The sequence below is a fragment of the Flavobacterium hibernum genome, from assembly GCF_000832125.1.
In the GTDB taxonomy this organism is placed as follows: Bacteria; Bacteroidota; Bacteroidia; order Flavobacteriales; family Flavobacteriaceae; genus Flavobacterium; species Flavobacterium hibernum.
Genome location: NZ_JPRK01000014.1, coordinates 111,270 through 135,472 on the forward strand (window position 1 = coordinate 111,270; position 24,203 = coordinate 135,472).

A 24,203-nucleotide genomic window follows, 5' to 3' on the forward strand; every position below is an offset into this window, starting at 1 on the left:
ATTATAGTGCTGCTAAAGCTGCTTCGTAATTTGGTTCGTTAGCTATTTCAGCAACTTGTTCTGTATGCGTGATTTTTCCGTTTTCATCAACAACAATAATAGCTCTTGAGTGTAAACCAGTTAATGGTCCGTCAACGATTTCTAAACCGTTTGCTTTACCAAAAGCTCCCGCTTGAAAATCAGATAAGTTAACAACATTTTCTAATCCTTCAGCTCCACAAAAACGTTTTTGAGCAAATGGTAAATCTCTAGAAATACATAAAACAGTAGTGTTTTCTAAATTGCTGGCACTTTCGTTAAATTTTCTAACAGAAGTTGCACAAGTTCCTGTATCAACACTTGGGAAAATGTTTAAAACTAATTTTTTTCCTGCGAAGTTGCTTAATGAAGCAATTGATAAATCGTTTTGTACTAATTTGAAATCAGCTAGTTGTGATCCAACTGTTGGTAATTCGCCTGAAGTATGAACTGGATTTCCTCCTAATGTTATTGAAGCCATGATTGTTAATTTTTAATGAGGTTCAAAAGTAAGGATTAATATTTGAATCTAAAAGTATTTGTTGTGGCTTTAAGTATAGATTAAGATGTGAATTTGATTATAGAGAGATAACTGCGTTTTGGGTATGTATAGTGTACGGATGACAGGGATTACTATAGGTTCAGATCGGTTTTTTTTCTCGTTTTTATCATCTCGACGGAGGAGAGATCGCACAATTAGCTGGACAAAGAAACTCGACCAGAATAATGGAATCACTGTGTGGAGTTTCTAGTGTGATCTCTCCTCCGTCGAGATGACAAGATTGGGTTGAAAACGGTTAAGTGAGACTGAAAATGGTTTACTCGCTCAAAGCGCAATAGTAATGCATAAAAAAAACGCCCTCTTGGAATGAAAGCGTTTTTTAAGTCATGTTTTTTTATTTGTAATGCTCGATTATTTATCGATAGAACCTAAAACACGTTTCATAAACGCATTTAGAGCTTCTTTTTTGTCTGTACCTTGAACTACCATTTTGTGTACTTCAAGTGCACCATACATATTTGAAATTAATTCGCCAATTACATCTAGTTCTTCATCTTTTAGAGATGGAATTTCTGTCATTGCTTCCAGAACTTCGATCGTTTCAATGATGTAATCCTGATCGTTTTCTTCGATGAATTGGGTTAATTGCTTTATTACGGGTAATTTCATAATTAGATTTCTTTGATTTTTAGACATTCTTAGACTTCTTAGACTTTTTTGGAAGTTTAGACAACATCTAAGAAGTCTAAAAATCTAAGTAAGTCTAACTAATCTCATTACGCAATTGCGTTTACCAAGTCGATTAAAACTTCTTGTTTATTGGTTTGAGTTTCTCCAACCAATTTTCCGTTTACGAAAGTAGCAAAAGTAGGCAAGTTGCTTACATTGGCTAATTTTCTTGATTCCGGAGAATTTTCAGCATCAACCAAAACAAAAGTGATAGCTTCGTTTTCTGTGGCTAATTTTTTGAATTTTGGTTTCATAATACGGCAATTTCCACACCATGAAGCTGAATATTGTACTACTACTTTTTCGTTTTTAGCAACTAAATCTGCTAACGTATCTTCGTTTAAGTCGATTAACATGTTTTTTGTTTTTAAGGTTCAAAGTGGCAAAGGTTCACAGGGACAAAGTTTTTACAACTTTTTGAACAAGACAACAAATTTCCTTTGTTGCTCTGTACCTATGGACTTTTAAAACTTTTTAAAAAGATTTAAAGTATCAAAGGTTCAAAGGAAAATTTTAGCAACAAAAAAACTTTGCAGCTCTGTACCTATGAACCTTTGTACCTCTATAAGAAATTAGTTTGCGCTTAAGTATTCAGCAGTGCTTAATCTGTCTGCAGACATAGCTTCTTTTCCAGCTTCCCAGTTTGCAGGACAAACTTCACCTTTTTCTTGAATATGAGTGTAAGCATCAACCATACGTAAGTATTCGTTTACGTTACGACCTAATGGCATATCGTTAACACTTTCGTGGAAGATTTTTCCAGTTTCGTCAATAAGGTAAGTAGCTCTATAAGTTACATTAGAACCTTCGATGATAACTGAATCAGTTTCTTCGCTGTATTCTGTAGAATCGATATCTAAAATTCCTAAAATGTTAGATAAGTTACGGTTTGTATCAGCCAAGATTGGATAAGTTACACCTTCGATTCCACCGTTGTTTTTTGGAGTATTTAACCAAGCAAAGTGTACTTCGTTTGTGTCGCATGAAGCTCCGATAACGATAGTATTTCTTTTTTCAAATTCTGGTAAAGCAGCTTGAAAGGCGTGTAATTCTGTAGGGCATACAAAAGTGAAATCTTTTGGGTACCAAAACAATAATACTTTTTTGTTGTTGTTTACTGCTTCTTCAAAGATGTTGATTTTCAAGTTATCACCCATTTCTGAGATAGCATCTACTGCAATACTTGGGAATTTTTTTCCTACTAAAGACATATTTTTCGTTTTAAAGTTAAAATTATTTCTGGTGCAAAAGTAGGGTATAAGTAAGGGTACTTACAATAAGATGTGATTATTAATATTTATAAGTTGATAGTTTTTAGTTATTTCAAAGTGTAAGTTATTGTATGTCAATATTTACGGGAAGAATGCCACTGCATGGAATATTTTCTAAAAATTGAATTCCAGCTGTTTTTTGAAATTCTTCAAAATCCTGATAGACCTGAATAAGTCCTGAAGCCTTTGTAAGATTAGGAATAATTGGCAAAACATATGGATTTCCGAAAACGTAAACAATACATTTTTTGCTTTGAAGCAAATAAGATAGTAATTCTAAAACTTCATCATTAATTTCAAAATTATTCATTGGCTTTGCTTTCGGAACAAATAATGAAATGATAATAGTCTCGAAATTTTCTAATTCATTTTTAAGAAATGAAATATCAGAATTTTCTAAACTTTCAAAAGCAAATTCTGGAGATTGTAGTTTTGAATTTAAAGTTTTAAAGAATATATTTTCAACACCTTTATATAAACTCAATTTGGCTAATTTGTGTTCTTTTTGAGATTCAAAAACTAACTCAGTATTCGAATTGTCAATGATTTTGGTAATTGAATTTTTAGCGATTTCAAGATTTAATGCCGAAGTTTTTTCGAAATCTAATGTTCCCGAAGTGAAATTGTTTTCAGAAAGAATTCCAACTTTTTCTTTGGCTTTCATGATTCGATTAAAACTTTCGTCGATGCGTTTTGGTGAAGCATTTTTAAGAATCGCTTCAATACCTTCTGGAACATTTTCAGCAAAGCATAAAACATCATTTCCCGCATTGAAGGCTTCCCATTCCAGTTCACCTTTTGTTTCATATAGTTTAGAAACACTGTGCATGTTTAAGGCATCAGAAATTATCAAACCATCGTAGCCTAATTGCTCGCGTAAAAGTGTTTCGATAATAGGTTTTGATAAAGTAGCCGACGTATTTTTTCCGTCATTTAAACTCGGTACAGCTAAATGTCCAATCATAATCGAATCGACATTATTTTCGATTCCTTTAATAAATGGATATAGTTCATTTGTCATTAATTCTTCCAGCGTTTCATTTAAAATAGGTAATCCTAAATGTGAATCTACATTAGTGTTTCCGTGCCCGGGAAAGTGTTTCAAACAGCCTAAAACTCCAACATCGGACATTCCTTTTAAATATTCAACTGCAAAATTGGCTACTTTTTCTTTGTTTTCGCCAAAAGAGCGATAGCCAATAACCGGATTATTCGGGTTATTGTTAATGTCTGCCAAAGGCGATAGATTATATTGAATTCCGGCTGCTTTTAAGTCTAAAGCAATTTGTTTTCCAACCTCATAAGCTAAAGCTGATTTGTTTTCAGGTAACGCACCAAGCGTAATTGCATACGGATATTGGGGTGTTTTTTCGATGCGCATAGCCAAACCCCATTCGGCATCAATACTAATTAAAAGTGGAGTAGGAGCAACTTTTTGATAGCGAACAATCAAATCTTTTATTTTTTGATAACTATCATCATTAAAAACAATTTTCTTCTTGCTTTCGTAATTCGTAGCAGCACTCGCACGGCTGTGAAAAAAAGTCAAACCGCCAATGTTGTGTTCTTTTATTAAACGTTCAGTTTCCTGAATATTTTCTTCGGTATCGTTGATGAAAACTGCAGGAAAAAAGAATTGTCCCACTTTTTGTTTTAAGGTTTGAGCTGTAATATTCATTATTGTAAAGTCTTTTTCATGCAAACACTATTATCCATTTTTTCATAAGGAGGATAGTTTGCAATTATAGTGTAATTTTGTTTTTGATATAAATTAATGGCTTCGGGCTGATTTTTGCCTGTTTCCAGAATAGTATAAGTGTAGTTTACTTCTTTGGCCCAACGTTCTAACTCGGCCAAAACGGCTGATGCAATTCCTTTTTTGCGATAGTCAGGATGCACAAACATACGTTTGATTTCGACGCTGTCATTTTCTTTTTCTCTAAAAGCACCACAACCAACAGCAATATTATTTTCGTAAAAAACGATAACATGTTTGATTTTATCCGTTTTATTAAACTGATTATAGAAAGCATGATCTTCGCCATCTCTAATAGCTAAATCCTGATCTAATAAAACTACCAGATTTATAAAATCGATATCGTCAGAGTTTGTTCGTTTTAAGCTAGTCATAGTAAATAAGGTAAAATTAAGGTCTATTTAAGTTTACTTTTCTTTTGCTTGGAAAGTTGTGTTTTGGTATGTAAGGCCTTTTCGAGTCGGTTTTTAAAACGGAAAAGTTTTGGTAAACCTTCTAGTCGGTCTTCTAAAGTAATTTCTTCAAATATAATAATAGCTTTTTCTAAAACCCGAATCTCATTGTCCAGATCGATTTGGTTTTTATAAATTGTCGCCAATCGATCGTATGGATGATTTCCTTTAAAACCTTCGATAATGTTTTCTTCGTATAACGCAATTACTTTTTCAATTTCTCCTGCTTTCTCCAATTCAATTGCTTTCAGGTTTCGTTCAACCTGTATGTTTTCATTGATTTTCATGGGCGTTATATGGTATAGCTGTTATTCTATTTTTTTACCGAAATCTTTTGGGAATTCTAAAAATCTTGAAAGTATTAAACCTGGAATTGTAGCCAGTAATACCCATATAAAGAAATGTTCGTAGCCTAAATATTTTTGTATAAAACCACTAAGCATTCCTGGTAACATCATTCCTAATGCCATAAAACCTGTTGCAAGTGCATAATGTGCCGTTTTCGATTCTCCCTCGGCAACATGTATTAAATACATCATGAAACCGGTGAAACCAAAACCGTATCCAAATTGTTCAAGAATAACAGTAATGCAAGTATATAGGTTAAGAGGAGAGTTAATTTCGAAAAAATATAAATTTATATGAAGATGGAAAATTTCTTGCGGTTGAAAGTGAGCTAATCCAATAAAACCAATTATAGGAAGGTGCATGGCAAGAAACATTGGCAACATCCATTTGGTAAGACCATGTTTCGAGATTGCAATACCTCCTAAAATACCTCCAATAGTCAAAGCAAAAATTCCTAAAGTTCCGTAAATTATTCCAACAGCTTCAGTATCTAATCCCATTCCGCCCAATTCTTTTCCATCCAATAAAAATGGACTTAACATTTTAAGCAATTGAGATTCACCAAGTCTGAAAACTAGTATGAAAGCCAGAATTATTCCAATTTGTTTCTTTTGAAAGAAACTTATAAATATAGTGCCAAAGCTTTGATGATGCACTTTGTCTTTGCTTTCTAAAGTATGTATTTCGCTTTTTGGAGTAAAAATAAAATTATAAACAGTAATAAATGTCATTAATAAGCCAACAAAAATCATGGTATATGACCAAGCTTTTGTGTTGTCACCATATTTATGTTCTAAATAACCAGCAAATAATACGATCAATCCGTTTCCGGCAAGCATTGAAAGTCGGTAAAAAGTACTTCTAATTCCGAGGAAAAAAGATTGCTGCTCTTTTTGTAAAACCAATAAATAAAAGCCATCACTCGCAATATCATTAGATGCCGAAGCAAAAGCAGCGACCCAAAATATGGCTAAAGTCGTAAAGAAAAAACCATTTGTTGGAATGGTGAATCCGACTAGTAAAAAAGCTATCGAAATTAATAATTGCATAGATAGAAACCATTTTCTTTTGGTTCCGGTTAATTCAATAAACGGACTCCAAAGTGGTTTTATAACCCAAGGCAGGTATAATAAACTTGTGTAGACGCCAATATCTTCATTTGTAATTCCAAGATTCTTGTACATAATAACAGAAACTGAGATGATTACAGCGTAAGGTAATCCAGAAGCAAAATTAAGAAGCGGAATCCAGAACCAAGGTTTATTATTATCTGTTTTCATTAGGTTGAGCTGGGGAATAGATTTTAATTGGCTTTTTTAAGTCGATAAAAGTAGGTGTGCTTTCGTTTGCAAAATAATCAATAAATGTTACAGCGCAAGCTTTATACTGATTCATTTTCTCGGCAGGGATAGAAAATAAAATTGTTCCATCATATTGATTAACGGCTACTTTGTCAATTATTTTTGAAGGATCATTAATATCTACCTTCGAGGTATTTTCCCCGCCATAAATTACCATATAACGAACTTGAGTGTTTAATGGAGATTTAATATTGAATGAATATTTAGTACTGTCTTTCTGAAATTCGTTAAGGACCGGAATGTCAATTACAATATGTTTCAAATTTGGAACAGGAGCCGGAAGCGCAGGATATTTATATTGATTATCGGCTAAAAGACGCACAACATCAAAGTTTTTATTCATGAACCATTTTGCACTATAATAAGCGCTTCCTGATACATTTTTAAAACTTCTTGCAAAATCAACCTGAGTTGGAATTTCATTGATATAGTTCCAGCTTTTGTCACTATCGCCTCTAATTTTGTAAGTGGCGTGACCAATATAAACTGCTGTATTATTAGAATTTTCAGACCACCATTTTACTAATTTCGAGTAAGAAGCTCTTGTATTATTCATGCTCCAGTACAATTGTGGCAAGATATAATCGATCCATTTTTGATCCATCCATAAAACAGGATCAGCATATAAATCGTCATAATTTGAAGTCGATTGTGTTTCAGAACCTTTGGGATCGACAGATTTATTACGCCAAACTCCAAACGGACTGATTCCGAATTGAACCCATGGTTTGCTTGCTTTTATAGTAGTAGAAATCGTGTGTACAAAGTTGCTCACATTTGCACGACGCCAATCAGAAAGACTTAAACCTGCGCCATATTTTCTAAATGAAGCCGAGTCATTAAAAGCTTTTCCTGCAACGGTATAAGGGTAAAAATAATCATCAAAATGAATCGCGTCGATATCGTATTTATCAACAACCTCTTTTACAACTTTTGTTAAATGTGCCTGAACTTCGGGTAAGGCTGGATCGTAATATATTTTTCCGCCATATTCGATCATCCATTCCGGATGTTTAAAAACGTCATGAGTTGGACTCAATTGTTGTTTGTTTAAATCGAAAGTCGCGCGATACGGATTTAACCACGCATGAAATTCAAAACCTCGTTTGTGTGCTTCTTCAATCATCCAAGCCAATGCATCATAATACGGGTTTGGTGCCTGTCCTTCTTTACCGGTTAAAAATCGTGACCAAGGTGCCAGTTCTGATGGGTACATAGCATCGCCAACGCTTCTAACCTGAACAATTACAGCGTTATAATTTAGTTTTTTGTAAGTGTCTAAAATTTCTAGATAATCTGCTTTTTCTTTTTCTACACCGTCAATTGCTGTTTTTGGCCAGTCAATATTAACAACTGTGGCAATCCAAACACCACGAAATTCGTTTTTAGGATGTAATGTTTTTTCTTGTGCCAAGGATTTCCATCCAAAGAATACTAAGAATAAGATAGAGAAAAGTAGTTGCTGATTTTTATGCATTTCAATCTTTTTTAACAGAAACCAAAAATAGTTTTTTTAAGCGGTTATAATAAATAATTCAGAAATTATAATTTCAACGTTAATGTTTTGATTTTATTTGATAAAGATTAAGAAGATTGTAATCTTTTTAATCTGGGTAAAATATATTTTTAAAAATCATTACAATCTTCTTAATCCGTGGCAAAGGTTTTTTAATCAGGAAAAGAAATTTTCCCCATTGTAACAGAAGGAATTCCTTTTTTAGTTCCAAAATTAAAACCGTCTCCTGCAACTGTTTCATTGGCTAAAATGGCAAATAAAACCGCTTCTTTGGCGTCTCCCGAAATTCCCAGATCATCACTTCTGTAAAATTCGCAAGGCAGTAATTCTTTCAGCCATTTTACCAATAACGGATTGTGTGTACCTCCGCCAGACATGTATATTTTGAAATCGTTTAGTTGATTAAAAGAGTTTCTTACAGCATATTGAATGGCTTCTGCAATTGTTTCGGCACTAAAACGTGTTAAAGTGGCTAATAGATCTGGAGCATCAATAGTATCGATAGCGCTTTTTGCAATTGCAGTGTTCACATAATCAGCACCAAAAAGTTCCGGACCAATAGTTTTTGGGAATTTTTGAGAAAAAAAAGCATTGTCTTTTAGATTGGCTAGCAACAATTGATTTACAGTTCCTTGTTGGGCTATTTCAGCGTCTTTGTCGTAGCTTTTTTCAGGATAATATTGTTTTACAAAAAGATCAATTAGTGTGTTTCCTGTTCCTGTATCGGTTACAAAAGTTTCTTCCGGGTTTAAGGAAGCGGGTAAAAAAGTAAAATTAGCGATGCCTCCCATATTCAGCATAATGCGATTTTCGCCTCTTTTTCCAAATAAAAAATAATCACCGTAAACAGCTAAGGGAGCGCCTTCGCCACCGGCAGCAATATGTTTTTGTCTGAAATCAGATAATGTGATAATGCCGGTTTTTACTGCAATATGATCTCCGTCTCCAATTTGTAAGGTGGCGTTTGGAAATTTTTCTAGTTGATGTAAAAACTTTGGAGCATGCAAAACAGTTTGTCCGTGCGAAGCAATCAAATCGACTTCTTGCGAGGGAATGTTCCATTTTTGAAGACAATTGCTAATCATGTCGGCGTGTAAAATACCAATCCATTCGTTGAGAACAACCAAGTGTTGAAAATCGATATTTTTCTTAGCAAAAACTTTACGGATTTCGATTTTGATATCTTCAGAATAATCAACCGTTTCAAATTGATTTACTGTGACGATGGTATTTTCGCCGGAACCTGAAATTTCACACAAAGCAATATCAAGTCCGTCAAGAGATGTTCCGGACATTAATCCAATAATTTTTCGGGTTTCTTTTTGTGCAATTTTATAAAGTGCGTTAATATTTTTATTCATAAGAATTTAATTTGATGCAAACGGTTTCAATTGAAATGCTAAAATCAGTTTATTTTAAATACAAATTACTTAAAAAGAGATTTTTTCTTCAGAAGTACTGCTTGTAAAATAAAGCCCAATATAAGTAAATAGTCCGTTTAATATTATGAGTTCATTGTCGAATGTATATCCGAAAAGTGAGGCTGAATGTTCGCTAAGAAAATACGTCAGAATAGGAGCGATGATACACAGTACCGGTACTAATTTGTCGTTGACACGTCTTGATTTTTGCAATAATCCAAAAGCATATAAGCCTAACAATGGTCCGTAAGTATAAGAAGCAGCTTTGAAAATCAAGGCAACTACTGAGCTGTCGTTGAACGAATTTAAAACAATAATAACTAGAAATAATAATATCGAAAAACCGAAATGAACTAGATGTCTCCTTTTTACATTATTAGTATTAGATGCGTTTTCAGATTTGTCCATTCCCATAAAATCGACACAAAAAGAAGTTGTTAGAGCGGTTAGAGCTGAATCTGTTGTTGCAAAAGTGGCTGCTATAATTCCTAATAGAAAAATAAAAGCAGGTACAAGAGACAAGTGATTGAGCGCAATTTCAGGAAAAAGCAAATCAGTTCTAGGTTTGTTGGTTACTAAATCCAACGGTACAGCAATTCCGTTTTTGTTGGCATAGATATACAATAAAGCACCAAGACTAAGAAAAATAATATTGATCAGTACAAAAACGCCTGTAAAGGTGAACATATTTTTTTGTGCTTCTCCAATGTTTTTACAGCTTAGGTTTTTTTGCATTAAATCCTGATCAAGTCCTACCATTGCAATCGTTACAAAGATTCCTCCCAGAATTTGTTTTACAAAATGGTATTTACTGGTTAAGAAATCATCGAAGAAAAATACTTGTGAATAATTACTTTTCCTAATGGTCGAGATAGATTCTATAACACTTAAGTTTAAGCTGTCGCACACAAAATAAATAGTAATAAATACAGAAGTCACTAAGAAAAATGTTTGTAAGGTATCTGTAATAATAATCGTTTTTAAGCCACTTTTATAAGTGTATAAAAAGATTAGTGTTAAGGCTAAAAAGACGGTAACCGGAAACGGGATTCCGTAGTAATCAAAAACATAACGCTGTAATACAATAATAACCAGGTACAATCTAAAAGCAGAGCTTACAGTTCTACTTATTAAAAAAATAGAAGCAGCAGTTTTGTAACTGTTTACGCCCATTCGTTGTTCGATGTAGCTGTAAATAGAAGTCAGATTCATTCGGTAATACAACGGAAGTAGTACTTTGGCGATGATAATAAACCCGATAGCGTTTCCTAATACAAACTGAAAATATTTAAACTGCTCTCCGTTTGGAGATCCAACTTCGCCCGGAACTGAAATAAATGTAACTCCGGATAAGGCAGTACCTATCATACCAAAAGCAACTAAATACCATTTTGAGTTTTTATTAGCTTTAAAAAACGAATCGTTGTCTTGTCCTTTTTTGCTTATTACATGAGAAATGAAGAGCAAGAGTCCAAAATAGACGACGATAAAAATTAATATAGTGCTTGAAGACATTTTGGTTTTTGGTTAGTTAAGAAAATTATTTTTTGGCATTATGGTCTAACAAAACAGCTCGTACACTTTTGTGCTGCTGAAGAAGTTCAGCTGCTAAATCAGCTTCGATGTTAAGTTCTTCCATAATCATTTTAATGGCTCTTTTTACTAATTTTTCATTAGATAATTGCATGTCTACCATTTTATTACCTTTGATTTTTCCCAGTTTAATCATAACCGAAGTAGAAATCATATTTAAGGTTAACTTTTGGGCAGTTCCAGCTTTCATGCGAGTACTTCCGGTCAAGAATTCCGGCCCTACAACTATTTCTATCGGATGATCTGCAACTTGGGCAATAAGACCATTGCTAATGCAGGAAATACTTCCGGTTTTAATATTGTTTTCTTTGGCTTTTTCCAGTGCGCCTAATACATAAGGTGTGTTGCCAGAGGCAGCAATCCCGATAATAAAGTCTAAACTCGAAATTTGATATTGAGCCAAATCTTTCCAGGCCTGTTCAGTGTCATCTTCTGCATTTTCAACCGCTTTTCTAATTGCAGTATCTCCTCCAGCGATTATACCAATGATCATATCGTGTGGCACGCCAAAAGTAGGAGGACATTCGGAAGCGTCCAAAATACCGATACGTCCTGAAGTTCCGGCACCAATGTAAAATAATCTTCCGCCAAGCTGCATCTTTTTTACGATCGATTTTACCAGTTTTTCAATTTTTGGAATTTGCTGTTCGATAATTTGCGGTACCTTCTTATCTTCTGTATTAATATTTTTAAGAAGTTCTTTAACAGTCATTTGATCTAAATCTTTATATAAAGATTCTTGCTCAGTTTCTGGATTTTTATTTTTCATAACAAATAAATTATGTTTATAGTATAAAAAAAACCGAGGTATCTTGTAATACCTCGGTTTTAGGAGGTCTTATATTTTGGGATCAGCAGGTGTATTAGTATTATTGTTTCTTTCAGAATCCGGATAAGGATACCAGTTACGGTTTCTTTCGGCTCCGGCTGTTCCGGCAGCAGGACGATCAAATCTTCTGCTATCTTCGAATTTCAAACTTGACATATACATTTCGATACAACGGTTTCTGTAAATTTCAGTCAAAATAGCAGGTTTAGTAAGCGCTCCGGTATATGGCGCAAGATTTGCTCCAATTCCGTAAGTATCTGTTGCTGCAGTTTTAGTCAAAACTTTATTTAATTCAATAACTGCTTGTGGCAAATTATCTTTTCGGGCATATGATTCTGCTACAATTAAAGTCATTTCTCCAGGTAAATAAGCAGGGATTGGTTTAATATTAGAATCAAAAAAACCAGTTGCAAGTGTAGGATTTGAACCCGGTTTGATATAAAAGTTCAATCTTCCGTCAGTATTTGCAGGAGCTAAAGCAGCTGGTAATCCCAAGGTTAAATCTACTGGTTGAAACACGTTGTTAGTTGTAATAGAAATGTAAGCAATTGGGTTAGGACTAATTTGATCAAAAGCAAATACTGATTTTGTAGCAAGGTCTACTTTGCCTGCATAAGCGATAGCATTGTCATAGTCTCCAATCATTAAATAAGTTCTGGCCAAAAGAGCGTAAACGGTATTTTTGTAATTTATAGTACTTACTAAACCCGGAGCACCAGTTGTTTTATCCAGAATAGGTTCTGTTGCTTTTAAGATTTTAATGGCTTCGTTTAATACATCAGTTCTTGAATCGAAAGTAGCATTTTTTCCTGTTTTCAAGGGAACGCTTTGAAAATATTGTACGAGAGTTGTTAGTGCCATTGCTTTAAAAATAGTGGCATGAACAAGAACACTTGCTCTTTCATTCTCAGCAGTTAAAACATCAATATGATCAATTACTTTTTGAGATTCAGATTTGATTACCAAACATTGCGACCATAGATTATTTACTACGGCATTTTTGGTTGAGAGTACATCGCCACCAACAGAAAGTTCGCCTTCGTCAACATTTCCTGCATTGATAAGTCTAAGTTCTTTTGTTGTAAATCCGTTACCGGTAATGGTGTTGTAAACAGGACTTGTTCTGTCAACACTCCAAAGTTGTTGTAATCCGTTTGCAGCGCCAATGATTCCTTCTCTGGATCCAAAAACTAATTCCTGAGATGGTTTGGTAGGGTCTACAAAATCTTCGTTGCAGCTAACTAAAAGTGATGCAAAGGCTACTATAGGGATGAATATTTTTTTCATGATGTTTTATTTGATTAAAATTGAACTTTAACGGCCAATGAATATGAACTAGGAATTGGCACTGTTCCAAAATTGTATTTCGCAACTGAAGATTGTCCGCCTGAATTTGTTTCAGGATCAAAACTCGGGAATTTATCCCATGAAATTAGGTTTCGACCACTTGCAGTAATGCTTAAATCATTAAAGAAATTGTTTAGTTTTCCAAAAGAATAATTCAAAGAAACTTCTCTTAATTTTAGGTAACTTCCGTCAACTACTCTAAATTCTTCTACGTTATAAACAGACCAGATATAACCACGAGGTAATTCTCCGTTAAGTTCTTTTTGAACCAATGTTCCTGATCCTACACCTTGTCTGGTTCTGTAATCAGCATCAAAAACATCTACACCCTGAACACCATCAAATAATACAGATAAACCAAATTTTTTGTAGTTCAGATTCGCTCCAAATGAAATGATATAATCCGGATTTGGATTTCCAATCTGTTTGTTCAAAATTGTTCCTGTTGGTTGTCCGCTAGCATCTCTTTGTGGCGCTCCTGTATTCACATCTCCTTTTTCTGTTTGAGGATATCCGCTAGGAGTTAACAATAGACTTCCATCTGCATTTCTGGCAAAATAAGTGCCATAGTAAATTCCAACTGGTTTGTTCATTTCAACAAAAACAGGTGCTCCGGCTAAATTGCTGTCTAGTTTAAAACGTTGTTGTGGTAATCCTGTTACTTTATTTCTGTTACTGCTATAGTTTACAAAAACGTCAAGATGTACATTTTCTTTTTGGATAAGAGCATATTTAAGATTCAATTCGAAGCCTTTATTATTCATCTTTCCAATGTTTTTAATCGTGTTTGTAGCGCCTTCAGAAGCTGCTAACTGAACTGGTAATAATAAATCATCAATGTCAGCATTATAGTAACTAAATGATAAGTTCAAACGGTCTTTTATGAAACCAAAATCACCTCCAAGTTCATAAGTAACACTTTGTTCGGGTTTTAAATCTAAGTTTCCTTGTTTGAATCCTTCGATAGTAAAAGTACTATTTCCTAAAAGCGTTCCGGTAGAATAATTGGTAAAACGAGCATAAGGTTTAATAGCTGTTAAACTTCCTGATTTTCCCCAAGATCCTCTAAGTCTCACAGAACTTACAGCGTCGTGAATGCTTTCCATGAATTTTTCATCAGAAAGTACATAGCTTATACTTGCTTTTGGATAAAATTGAGATCTGTTATCGCTTGAGAAAATAGTCGAAGCATCTTGTCTTCCAGCTATAGTTAGGTATAATTTATCTTTATAGCCAATTGTTTCCTGAAGATAATACCCCCATAAATTGTATTTTGACTGGCTAGAACTTGGTGAACCCGGAAGAAGAGTATTAAAAGCATTTATAGTCTCGATAAATGGTTTTAAGTTACGACCTTCGATAGCTACGAAATTATCACGGTATGTTTGTACGTTATAACCTGCATAAGTTGTTGCCTTCCAGTTTGAGTTGATATTATATAGGTATCTTAAGTTCAAATCGTTGTTGAATTGTACTACTCTGTTCGTAGCCTCAGAAACATAACCATCATTATAATAAGCGGGGTTAACGGTGTAAGTGTATCTAGGGATAAATACATTTCCTCTTTGGTTGTAATTGTCTAAACCAAAAATCATATCGGCATTAAAGTTTTTAAACGGAACATAGTTCAATTGTAAATCTGTAATAATACGATCTGTATTTTGTTTGATTTTAAAATCATCTATAATAGAAAGTGGATTAATTCTGTTTGGGTCAACGGCTAAATAATTACCGTTAGCATCTTTTTGTTTAATATCATAAATGTTATTGGTGATGTTGATAGAGTTTATTGGACTCCAGAAAACATTTCCATCCGGTTTTTCATTTGATCCTGAATTAATATAATTTAAACCTACAGTAGCAGATAATTTCGAATTGAAGTCATGTTTCAATCTTACTTTTGCACCTGCTCTTTTAAAATCGGTATTTTTTACAATTCCTTCGTTTACTAAATAGCCCAGCGAAGCAAAATATTTTGTTTTCTCGTCTCCGCCTTGTAGCGAGAAGTAAGTGTCAGTACCAATGCCTGTAGTAAAAATGTCGTCTTGATAATCATAGCGTTGAACATTTGTAGTTCTGGTTTCAAGGTTTCTACCTAAAACAGTTACTGTAGTTGGGCTCGCAGGATTTCCCTGAATAGGAAACAAAGCTGGAGAAGTACTTACAAACTGTTTATCAGACATATTCATATCTAATTTTTTTCTGATTTGGTTAGAGGTTACACTAGTCGAGAAAGTATATTTAGTTACACCTGCAACACCTTTTTTAGTAGTAATCAAAACAACACCGTTTGCAGCTCTTGAGCCATAAATCGCTGCAGCGGCTCCTCCGTTTAATACTTCGACACTTTGAATGTCGTTAGGATTAATATCTGATGATCTGTTCTGACCAATTTGCATGTTAGAGTTTCCTGACGTTACATTTAAGTTGGTAACATTTGTTGTGGCGTTATTCAGGACAACCCCATCAATAACATACAACGGATCAGAAGAACCTAGTATAGAAGAGGTTCCTCTAAGTTTGATACTGAAACCTCCTGCCGGATCACCCGAATTCTGAGAAACCTGAGCACCAGCAATCTTTCCTTGCAAAGCTGTCGAAAGTCCGCCTGGTTGCGCCTTTATTAAGTCTTCGCCTTTTAAGCTTGTAACTGCATTTCCTAACTCCTTACGAGTAGCTCGCACAGTAGATCCTAATACAACAACTTCAGAAAGTGTGTTGGTTTCTTCGGCCATCTTAAGATTGATAGTAGAAGAGTTTGCAGAAATTTTAACTTTTTTAGAAGCAAATCCAACAAAACTAAAAACAAGCGTTTCATTTTGATTTACAGCTATGCTAAATTTTCCATCTAAATCTGTTACCGTACTTTTAGATGTTCCTTCAATAAGAACAGATACTCCTGGTAGAGAAAGTCCGTCAGATTCACTTGTAATTGTACCGGTTACGGTTTTTGATTGGGCAAAAACGGGTTGCGCAAACAAAATAATTCCAAATAAAATAAATAATAGTTTTTTCATTTTATAATTTTTGTTTAGTTAGAGAACCGAAATATATAAATTATTTTTCAATTAATGCAATTTTGTGCGATATTTTAAATTAATATATTAAATAACGCATAATAATGCATTTTAATCGTTTTAGTAGTTAAAAAAAAATCATAATAAAACCCTTTTATTAAATTAGTTTATTTTAAAATCGCATAATAATGCATTATACTCTATATTTGTTTAAAAAAAAGGAAAATGTTGAAAAAGGAAAGGCATCAATTTATCATGGATAAATTTAAAGATGCCGATAAAGTAAATACGATCGATTTGGCTCTGGAATTAGAAATCTCTGAAGATACAATTCGTAGGGATTTTAATGAATTGCACAATAAAGGTCTTATTGAGAAAGTGTACGGCGGAGCATTTCTAGTAAAGGATAAATCTCGTAATGTATTTGATATCAGTATTTTTAATGAAGATAAGAAAATAATAGTTGGGCAGAAGGCGTTGTCGTTTTTAAGTGAAGGACAGGTAATTATCATGACAGGAGGTACAACCAATTTATCCTTTTGTAAACTCATTCCAATCGATTTCGCGGCTACTATATATACGTATAGCTTGCCTATAGCGATGCAATTGTCACAACATCCTAATATAGAATTGATTTTTATTGGTGGAAAACTGCAGAAAAATGCAATGGTAACTGTTGGTATCGATGTGGTTCAGGTCTTGTCTAAAATAAAAGCAGATGTTTGTTTTATAGGTGTAAGTAGTTTAGACGTCAATCAGGGACTTACCGAAATGGGTTATGAGGTTTCCATCGTAAAGAAAGAAATGATCAATGCCTCAGACAAAGTCATTGTTCTGGCAACTTCAGACAAGATCAACCGCAAAATGCCTCATAAAGTTTGTGGTCTGGATAAAATAGACGCTATAGTAACAGAATTGAGTCCTGGGAGTCCCCGAATTAAAAACTTTGCAGATGCCGGCGCTCGTTTGTTTTAAATAACTAGTATTTTTTTTGCAATCCCAATTTTTTAAATTCTAAAGCCTAACTCAAAAAAGGCAAAGAAAAGAAAAACCTTTGAAGCTCTGTCTCTGATAAAAGAATATAAAAAAATACCTATTTTTGTAACCTACATATTCAGTAAAAATGTCAATAAGTAAAGAGTTAGAACAATTATCAGAATCGTTAGAAGGAACACTTTTGTACGATGATCTTCATAAAACGCTTTATTCGACCGATGCTTCGGTATATCGTATTCGACCAGAGGCAGTTGCCGTTCCAAAAACGATCGAAGATATTAGTAAACTAATTCGATTTGCAGCACAACATCATATTTCGGTTACACCAAGAACGGCTGGAACTTCACTTGCTGGACAAACTGTTGGTGATGGAATTGTAGTCGATGTTTCGAAAAACTTTACTAAAATCCTGAATTTCGACCCGATAAAAAAAACGGTTACGGTTCAGCCCGGCGTGATTCGCGATGAGCTTAATTTATTTTTGAAACCTCACGGTGTATTTTTTGGTCCAAATACTTCGACTTCAAATCGTTGTATGATTGGCGGAATGGTGGGGAATAATTCTTCGGGAACAACTTCGATTCGTTATGGCGTGACGCGCGATAAAATTGTAGAAATCAAAGGGCTTTTGAGCGATGGTTCTCAAGTCGTTTTTAACGAACTAACTTCGGCTGAATTTATCGAAAAAACCAAAGGAGATTCTTTAGAAAATAAAATATACAAAAGCCTTTACGACGAACTTTCGGTTAAAGCAACGCAGGATGAAATTATAAAAGAGTTTCCAAAACCAGAAATTCACAGAAGAAATACAGGTTATGCCGTTGATATTCTGCTAAAATCGGATTTGTTTGGCGGAACAGAACCAACAATTAACGTTGGGAAATTACTTTGCGGAAGTGAAGGAACTTTAGTTTTTACAACAGAAATTACGTTGAAAGTTGACGATTTACCGCCTGCCAATAATATTATGGTTGTAGCGCATTATCATAGTATTCAGGAATCGTTAGAATCTGTTGTTGTGGCGATGAAACATCATTTGTACACAGCAGAAATGATCGACGACACGATTTTGGATTGTACCAAAACCAATCGCGAACACATTAAAAACAGATTCTTTTTGGTTGGAGAACCAAAAGCAATTATGATGTTTGAAGTGGCTTCGCACGATCCCGAAGATGCCGAAAATCAGGCAAATGCTTTGGTGGTTGATTTAGAAAAAAACAACTTTGGTTACGCACTTGTAAAAATTTACGGTGCCGATATCGAGAAAGTAAACGAACTTAGAAAAGCCGGACTCGGACTTTTAGGAAGTATTGTTGGCGACGACAAAGCGGCCGATTCTATAGAAGATACAGCAGTTGAATTGAGCGATTTACCAGCTTATATTGCAGAGTTTTCGGCAATGATGTTGCGCCACGGACAAGGCGCAATTTATTATGCGCATGCCGGAGCGGGAGAACTGCATTTGCGTCCGGTTTTGAATTTGAAGAAATCAGCCGATTTAAAATTATTTAGAACCATTGCGACTGATGTTGCGATTTTGGTTAAAAAATACAGAGGTTCATTAAGTGGTGAACACGGCGACGGAATTGTGCGCGGAGAATTTATTCCGTTTATGATTGGCGAAACGAATTATGAATTGCTGAAAAGAATCAAATTAGCGTTTGACCCGAATTCGGTTTTGAATATCGGGAAGATTGTAAATGCTTTAAAAATGGACGAAAACCATCGTGTCATTTCAGGAAGAGTAGAACCGGATATTAAAACGTTTCAGGATTTCTCAGACAGTTTAGGAATTTTGCGAGCTGCCGAAAAATGTAACGGATCTGGAGATTGCCGAAAATTACCATCGGCGGGAGGAGCGATGTGTCCGAGTTATCGTGCGACCAAAAACGAGAAAGAAACCACGCGTGCGAGAGCGAATGCATTGCGTGAATATTTGACCTATTCTGAAAAAGAAAACAAATTTGACCAGAAAGAATTATACGAAGTTTTTGAGTTGTGTGTAAGCTGTAAAGCTTGCGCGAGCGAATGTCCGAGTAATGTGGATGTTGCAACTTTAAAAGCCGAATTTTTATACCAATATCAAAAGGCAAACGGATTCTCGACTAGAAATAAGATTTTTGCACACAACGCAAAACTGAATAAAATGGGAAGTTTGTTTCCATCGATAACCAATTTTATTTCGAATCAATCGATCGTTAAAAAAAGTATGGGAATTGCGCCGGAAAGACAAGTTCCGCTTTTGGCGAAAAGAACGTTCAAAAAATGGTACGAAAATCATAAACAACAACAAAACAATTTCCCGAACGGACAAGTGTATTTGTTTAATGATGAATTTACGAATTATTACGACGTCAATATCGGAATCGATGCTTTTGAATTATTGACCAAATTAGGCTATGAAGTTTTAATTGTGGATCACGAAGAAAGCGGAAGAACGTATTTGTCTAAAGGTTTCCTAGAGGAAGCAAAGAAAATCGCTGATACGAATATCAATATTTTTAAAGATTTAATTTCTGCGAAAACACCTTTAATAGGAATTGAGCCTTCGGCAATATTGACTTTTCGAGATGAATATTTACGTTTGGCATCGGATAAAGAAAGTGCCGAGGAAATATCGCAGAGTGCTTTTACAATCGAAGAATTCTTTAAAAAAGAAATTATCGACGGTAAAATTAAACCGGATTCATTTTCAGAAGAAAAGAAAGAAATCAAAATTCACGGACACTGCCACCAGAAATCATTGAGTTCTATTGAAGCGACTTTCGCGATGCTGAATTTACCAAAAAATAATACGGTTACCATTTACAACTCTGGTTGTTGTGGAATGGCGGGATCTTTTGGTTACGAAAAAGAACATTATCAAGTAAGTATGCAAATGGGAGAAGATACTCTATTCCCAAAAGTGCGCGCAACTGCCGAAAACGTAAAAATCGCAGCTGCAGGAACAAGTTGCCGTCATCAAATTTTTGACGGAACGAGTAGAGAAGCACAACATCCGGTAAGTATTTTGAAAAGCTGTTTGAAATAAGATGGCACGCGTATGACATGGATTCACTTCGTGAAAGCGCGAATGTGCACGGATTTTTTTTTTACGCAGATTATACAGATTTGAGCAGATTTAATTTAAGATCTAGCTATCAAGAAAATCTGGGACATCTGCTTAAATCATTTTAATCTGTGGCATAAAAATAAATTCGTGCTAATTCGTGAAATTCGTGGCGAAAAATAGCTATATAAAACAAAATGGTTTTATATATTTGAAATCAGGATATTTTTTGCATTATTTGCAAAATAAAACCATAAAATCCGAACTAAATTAATTTTTAATAGCAAAACATATATGGCATTATCAGGATTATTCCGAAAAAAAACGGTACAGGATATTCTTAAGCAAGTTGCAAAAAATGATGCAGACGGTCACAACGCATTAGGTAAACACTTGACAACAAGAGATTTAACTGCTTTTGGAATTGCTGCAATTGTTGGAGCAGGAATTTTTAGTACTATCGGAAAAGCCAGTGCAGATGGCGGTCCTGCTGTTATTTTCTTGTTTTTATTTACAGCTCTTGCGTGTAGTTTTGCCGCTTTTGCTTACGCCGAATTTGCCTCAATGGTACCCGTTTCAGGAAGTGCTTATACGTATTCATATGTTGCTTTTGGTGAGATCATTGCCTGGATTATTGGTTGGGCTTTAATCATGGAATATGCTGTTGGAAACATAACTGTAGCCATATCGTGGAGTGATTACTTTACAGGACTTCTCCAGAGTGGCGGTATTCATCTCCCGCAATGGATTCAGATGGATTATTTAACGGCTTCAAACGGATTTAAAGACGCTACAGCTTTAATGCAAGGCGGAAAATCATTCGAGAATTTAAGTACTTCTTTGCAAGCTGCGTATACTGCTTGGACAACAGCACCAACATTTGGTTCTTTTCATTTTGTGGCCGATTTACCTGCTTTATTTATCATTATTTTAATTACAGCTTTAGTTTATAGAGGGATGAAAGAATCTCGTAATGCGAGTAATTTAATGGTTGTTGTAAAACTTTGTATCGTGCTTTTAGTAATTGCTGTTGGAGTTTTTTATGTAGATACTGCCAACTGGCATCCATTTGCTCCAAATGGAGTTAGTGGTGTTTTAAAAGGAGTTTCGGCCGTTTTCTTTGCTTATATTGGTTTTGATGCCATTTCGACAACAGCCGAAGAATGTAAAAATCCGCAACGTGATTTACCACGCGGTATGATGTGGGCGATTATTATTTGTACTGTCTTATATATTGCCATTGCATTGGTTTTAACCGGAATGGTGCGTTATAACGAATTGAATGTTGGAGATCCTCTGGCATTTGTTTTCGATAAATTAAATCTAAAATGGATGTCCGGAATTATTGCCGTAAGTGCTGTAGTGGCTATGGCGAGCGTTTTATTGGTTTTCCAAATGGGACAACCTCGTATCTGGATGAGTATGAGTCGTGATGGTTTATTACCAAAGAAATTCTCGACAGTTCACCCAAAATTCAAAACGCCATCTTTTGCGACCGTAGTAACCGGTTTTGTGGTTGCCGTTCCAGCTTTGTTTCTGAACCTGACTATGGTAACAGACTTATGCAGTATAGGAACTTTATTTGCTTTTGTCTTAGTGTGTGCCGGAGTTTTGGTTTTGCAGGACAAAACGGATATCCCGAGAGGAAAATTTAAAACTCCATATGTAAATGCAAAGTATATTTTGCCGGTTTTAATGATTGCAGGATTGTATTATGCCTTTGCATTCAATAATAAAGCAACAATGAGTTTTATAAATAATGAAGCTCAGGTAAACGATGCAACAACTATTATAACCTCATTAAATAAAGAAGAAACATCAAAAGTTTTTAATTACTTAGAAACGATTGATGAGCAAAATAAAACTGCCGAAACATCAGATCTAGAACACTTATTAAGTCAATATCAAGACAACGAAGTAAAATATGCCGAAGTTGTAAAAGGATTGCCAATAAGTGATTCTTTAAAATACGAATCAGGTTTCAGTTTATTCAAGCACAAAATCCCAATGTGGATTTTCTTATTCGTTTTAGTTGGATTAGCAGTTTGGGCTTTCAGAAAAAACTTGTCTTTAATCCCACTTTTAGGACTTATTTGCTGTCTTTATATGATGGCCGAATTAAGCGTTTGGAACTGGATTTACTTTACAATCTGGCTATTAATAGGATTGATTATTTACTTTACATTCAGTAGAAAAAACAGTAAGCTAAATTTTAAAGAAGCTTAGGTAATTATTAATTGTCAATTATAAATTATAAATGGGAAAGCTGTTTTGGAGATATTTCAAAACAGCTTTTTTGTATGTTTTTGCCACTCCTGATGGCTATCGAGTAAAGGATTATAAATGATTTTTGTTTCACGCAGATTTTGCAGATTTAATTTTTTTTGTTCTTTAGTTAGGAATAAAATCTGAGTGAAATTCTTTATTATAGAAACATCAAATAAAAAAAATCCGCATTGAGAAAAATCTCTAGCGGATTTAAACAAACTAATAAAAAATCGTGCAAATTTATTTATAAAGAAGTGTTTTACTTTTATAAGATGGTAGAATCTTTTTCTCGCGCAGATCTTGCAGATTTAGCAGATTTCTTTTTTAGAGATATCTATTAATAGATCGACATAATTTGTCAAGTCTGCGAGAAAAAAATAATGAATTTCGGTTAAAGAAAATTATAAAACTTCAAGTTCCAACATACATTGTTTCATCATTTCGTAAGTGCGATCGATATCATTATCCAAACCAATCGAAAATCTGATTAAACCGTCAGTCAATCCCATTTCGTGTTGCTCTTCCAGAGGAATTTCACTCGAAGTTGAAGTTCCCGGAGCGCTAAATAATGTTTTGTAAAATCCTAAACTTACCGCCAAATATCCAAGGTTTCTTGCTTGCATTAACTCCATTAATTCATTGGCTTTAGCCAACGTTCCAACATCAATTGTCAGCATTCCACCAAAACCATATTCAGGATTAATCATCGTTTTGTAAAGTTCATGACTCGGGTGACTTTTTAAACCCGGATAAACAGTTTTTAAACCGTCTTTTTCAAATTTATCGGCAAGAACATGCGCATTATGGCTATGTTGTTTAATTCTAATGTGTAAAGTTCTTAGGTTTTTCATCACAGATGCAGATCGTAAACTGTCCATAGTTGGTCCCAAAAGCATACTTGCACCAGAATTTACATTCTTCAATGAATTAATAAATTCTTTTGATGCACAAGTAACACCACCAACTGTATCGCTGCTTCCGTTAATGTATTTTGTCAAACTATGAATCACAATATCAGCACCCAATTTTGCAGGAGAAACAGACAATGGCGAAAACGTATTATCGACAACCAATTTTAAATTATGCTTTTTGGCAATTTTAGCCAAACCAGCAATATCAGCCACTTCAAGCAACGGATTGCTTACCGTTTCACAATACAAAACTTTTGTTTTTGATGTAATTGCAGCTTCTACAATATCCAATTTAGTAATATCTACAAAGCTTGTTTCGATTCCAAAACGAGGCGTAAAGTTTTTCAAAAAAGCATAAGTTCCGCCATAAATAGTTCTGCTCGAAACAATATGATCGCCCGCACCACACAACTGCAATAGAGTAGGCGTAATAGCGCCCATTCCAGAAGCCGAAACATTTGCCGTTTCCGTTCCTTCCATCGCTGCCAAAGCCTGATCTAAATACAAATTACTTGGCGACGAATGACGCGAATATAAATAACAGCCTTCCATATTGCCTTCAAAAGTATCAAACATGGTTTTAGCCGATAGAAACGTATAAGTCGAAGAGTCAGAAATCGATGGATTTACGCCGCCAAATTCCCCAAAATATTGCAAATCCTGAATTTTGTCAGCCGGGTTAAAGTCTTTCATTTTTATGTCATTGCGAGGAACGAAGCAATCTCATCCTCATAGTTAGTATTATTGTTTAGGAGCTATTTCCTGCTATCCGTTTCAATCTTTTGTGCCGAACGCCGGCACAAAAGGATTTCCACT

General features: G+C 34.6%; 18 protein-coding genes. 3 read left to right on the forward strand and 15 right to left on the reverse strand.

The genetic code is table 11. The annotated features are described in order from the left end of the window. Position 1: 1 nt before the first annotated feature. From tpx to IW18_RS17145, 14 genes are all read right to left on the reverse strand, one after another. Positions 2-499, reverse strand: coding sequence for a thiol peroxidase (gene tpx, locus IW18_RS17080; RefSeq protein WP_041519140.1), 498 nt, complete (start codon positions 497-499; stop codon positions 2-4). Between the two features lie 432 nt (positions 500-931). Then, positions 932-1,189, reverse strand: a complete 258-nt coding sequence (locus IW18_RS17085; RefSeq protein WP_017495510.1) for a DUF6952 family protein — start codon at positions 1,187-1,189, stop codon at positions 932-934. Positions 1,190-1,296: 107 nt separating this feature from the next. Continuing rightward, positions 1,297-1,605 (reverse strand): thioredoxin family protein, encoded by a 309-nt coding sequence (locus IW18_RS17090; protein ID WP_041519142.1) that lies wholly within the window; start codon positions 1,603-1,605, stop codon positions 1,297-1,299. 216 nt (positions 1,606-1,821) lie between these two features. Continuing rightward, positions 1,822-2,460 carry a peroxiredoxin gene (locus IW18_RS17095; RefSeq protein WP_041519144.1) on the reverse strand — a complete coding sequence of 213 codons (639 nt, stop codon included), beginning with the start codon at positions 2,458-2,460 and terminating at the stop codon, positions 1,822-1,824. Positions 2,461-2,584: 124 nt separating this feature from the next. Then, on the reverse strand, positions 2,585-4,198 hold the full coding sequence (locus tag IW18_RS17100) for a glycoside hydrolase family 3 protein (RefSeq protein ID WP_041519145.1): 1,614 nt from the start codon (positions 4,196-4,198) through the stop codon (positions 2,585-2,587). Continuing rightward, entirely contained in the window at positions 4,198-4,650 is a 453-nt protein-coding gene (locus IW18_RS17105; RefSeq protein ID WP_041519146.1) for a GNAT family N-acetyltransferase, read from the reverse strand. The genes IW18_RS17100 and IW18_RS17105 overlap by 1 nt, the downstream gene beginning before the upstream one ends. 23 nt (positions 4,651-4,673) lie before the next feature. Beyond that, on the reverse strand, positions 4,674-5,015 hold the full coding sequence (locus tag IW18_RS17110) for a hypothetical protein (protein ID WP_041519148.1): 342 nt from the start codon (positions 5,013-5,015) through the stop codon (positions 4,674-4,676). A 21-nt stretch (positions 5,016-5,036) separates the two neighbouring features. Next, a complete protein-coding gene (locus IW18_RS17115; RefSeq protein ID WP_041519149.1) occupies positions 5,037-6,356 on the reverse strand; it encodes an MFS transporter in 1,320 nt (439 codons plus the stop codon). Then, positions 6,343-7,914, reverse strand: coding sequence for a glycoside hydrolase family 10 protein (locus tag IW18_RS17120; protein ID WP_041519151.1), 1,572 nt, complete (start codon positions 7,912-7,914; stop codon positions 6,343-6,345). The genes IW18_RS17115 and IW18_RS17120 overlap by 14 nt, the downstream gene beginning before the upstream one ends. 191 nt (positions 7,915-8,105) lie before the next feature. Further along, the gene (locus tag IW18_RS17125) at positions 8,106-9,314 is read right to left on the reverse strand and encodes an anhydro-N-acetylmuramic acid kinase (protein ID WP_041519152.1); all 1,209 of its coding nucleotides are present in this window, start codon (positions 9,312-9,314) and stop codon (positions 8,106-8,108) included. Between the two features lie 69 nt (positions 9,315-9,383). Then, a complete protein-coding gene (locus tag IW18_RS17130; RefSeq protein WP_041519154.1) occupies positions 9,384-10,889 on the reverse strand; it encodes a sodium:solute symporter in 1,506 nt (501 codons plus the stop codon). A gap of 25 nt (positions 10,890-10,914) precedes the next feature. Further along, positions 10,915-11,736 (reverse strand): N-acetylmuramic acid 6-phosphate etherase, encoded by an 822-nt coding sequence (gene murQ / locus IW18_RS17135; RefSeq protein ID WP_041519156.1) that lies wholly within the window; start codon positions 11,734-11,736, stop codon positions 10,915-10,917. Positions 11,737-11,805: 69 nt separating this feature from the next. Continuing rightward, positions 11,806-13,083: a RagB/SusD family nutrient uptake outer membrane protein gene (locus IW18_RS17140; RefSeq protein WP_041519157.1), complete on the reverse strand. Its 1,278-nt coding sequence runs from the start codon at positions 13,081-13,083 to the stop codon at positions 11,806-11,808. 14 nt (positions 13,084-13,097) lie between these two features. After that, a complete protein-coding gene (locus tag IW18_RS17145; protein WP_041519159.1) occupies positions 13,098-16,160 on the reverse strand; it encodes a SusC/RagA family TonB-linked outer membrane protein in 3,063 nt (1,020 codons plus the stop codon). Positions 16,161-16,385: 225 nt separating this feature from the next. Between IW18_RS17145 and IW18_RS17150 the strand changes: the two genes are divergently transcribed. From IW18_RS17150 to IW18_RS17160, 3 genes are all read left to right on the forward strand, one after another. Beyond that, complete coding sequence (locus tag IW18_RS17150) at positions 16,386-17,135, forward strand: DeoR/GlpR family DNA-binding transcription regulator (RefSeq protein WP_041519161.1); 750 nt, start codon at positions 16,386-16,388, stop codon at positions 17,133-17,135. Between the two features lie 148 nt (positions 17,136-17,283). Further along, positions 17,284-20,190, forward strand: a complete 2,907-nt coding sequence (locus IW18_RS17155) for an FAD-binding and (Fe-S)-binding domain-containing protein (protein ID WP_041519162.1) — start codon at positions 17,284-17,286, stop codon at positions 20,188-20,190. Positions 20,191-20,502: 312 nt separating this feature from the next. Next, the gene (locus IW18_RS17160) at positions 20,503-22,434 is read left to right on the forward strand and encodes an amino acid permease (protein WP_041519164.1); all 1,932 of its coding nucleotides are present in this window, start codon (positions 20,503-20,505) and stop codon (positions 22,432-22,434) included. Positions 22,435-22,877: 443 nt separating this feature from the next. On the opposite strand, the gene IW18_RS17170 is transcribed toward IW18_RS17160, so the two are convergent. After that, positions 22,878-24,080, reverse strand: a complete 1,203-nt coding sequence (locus IW18_RS17170; RefSeq protein WP_041519168.1) for an aminotransferase class I/II-fold pyridoxal phosphate-dependent enzyme — start codon at positions 24,078-24,080, stop codon at positions 22,878-22,880. Positions 24,081-24,203: the final 123 nt, after the last annotated feature.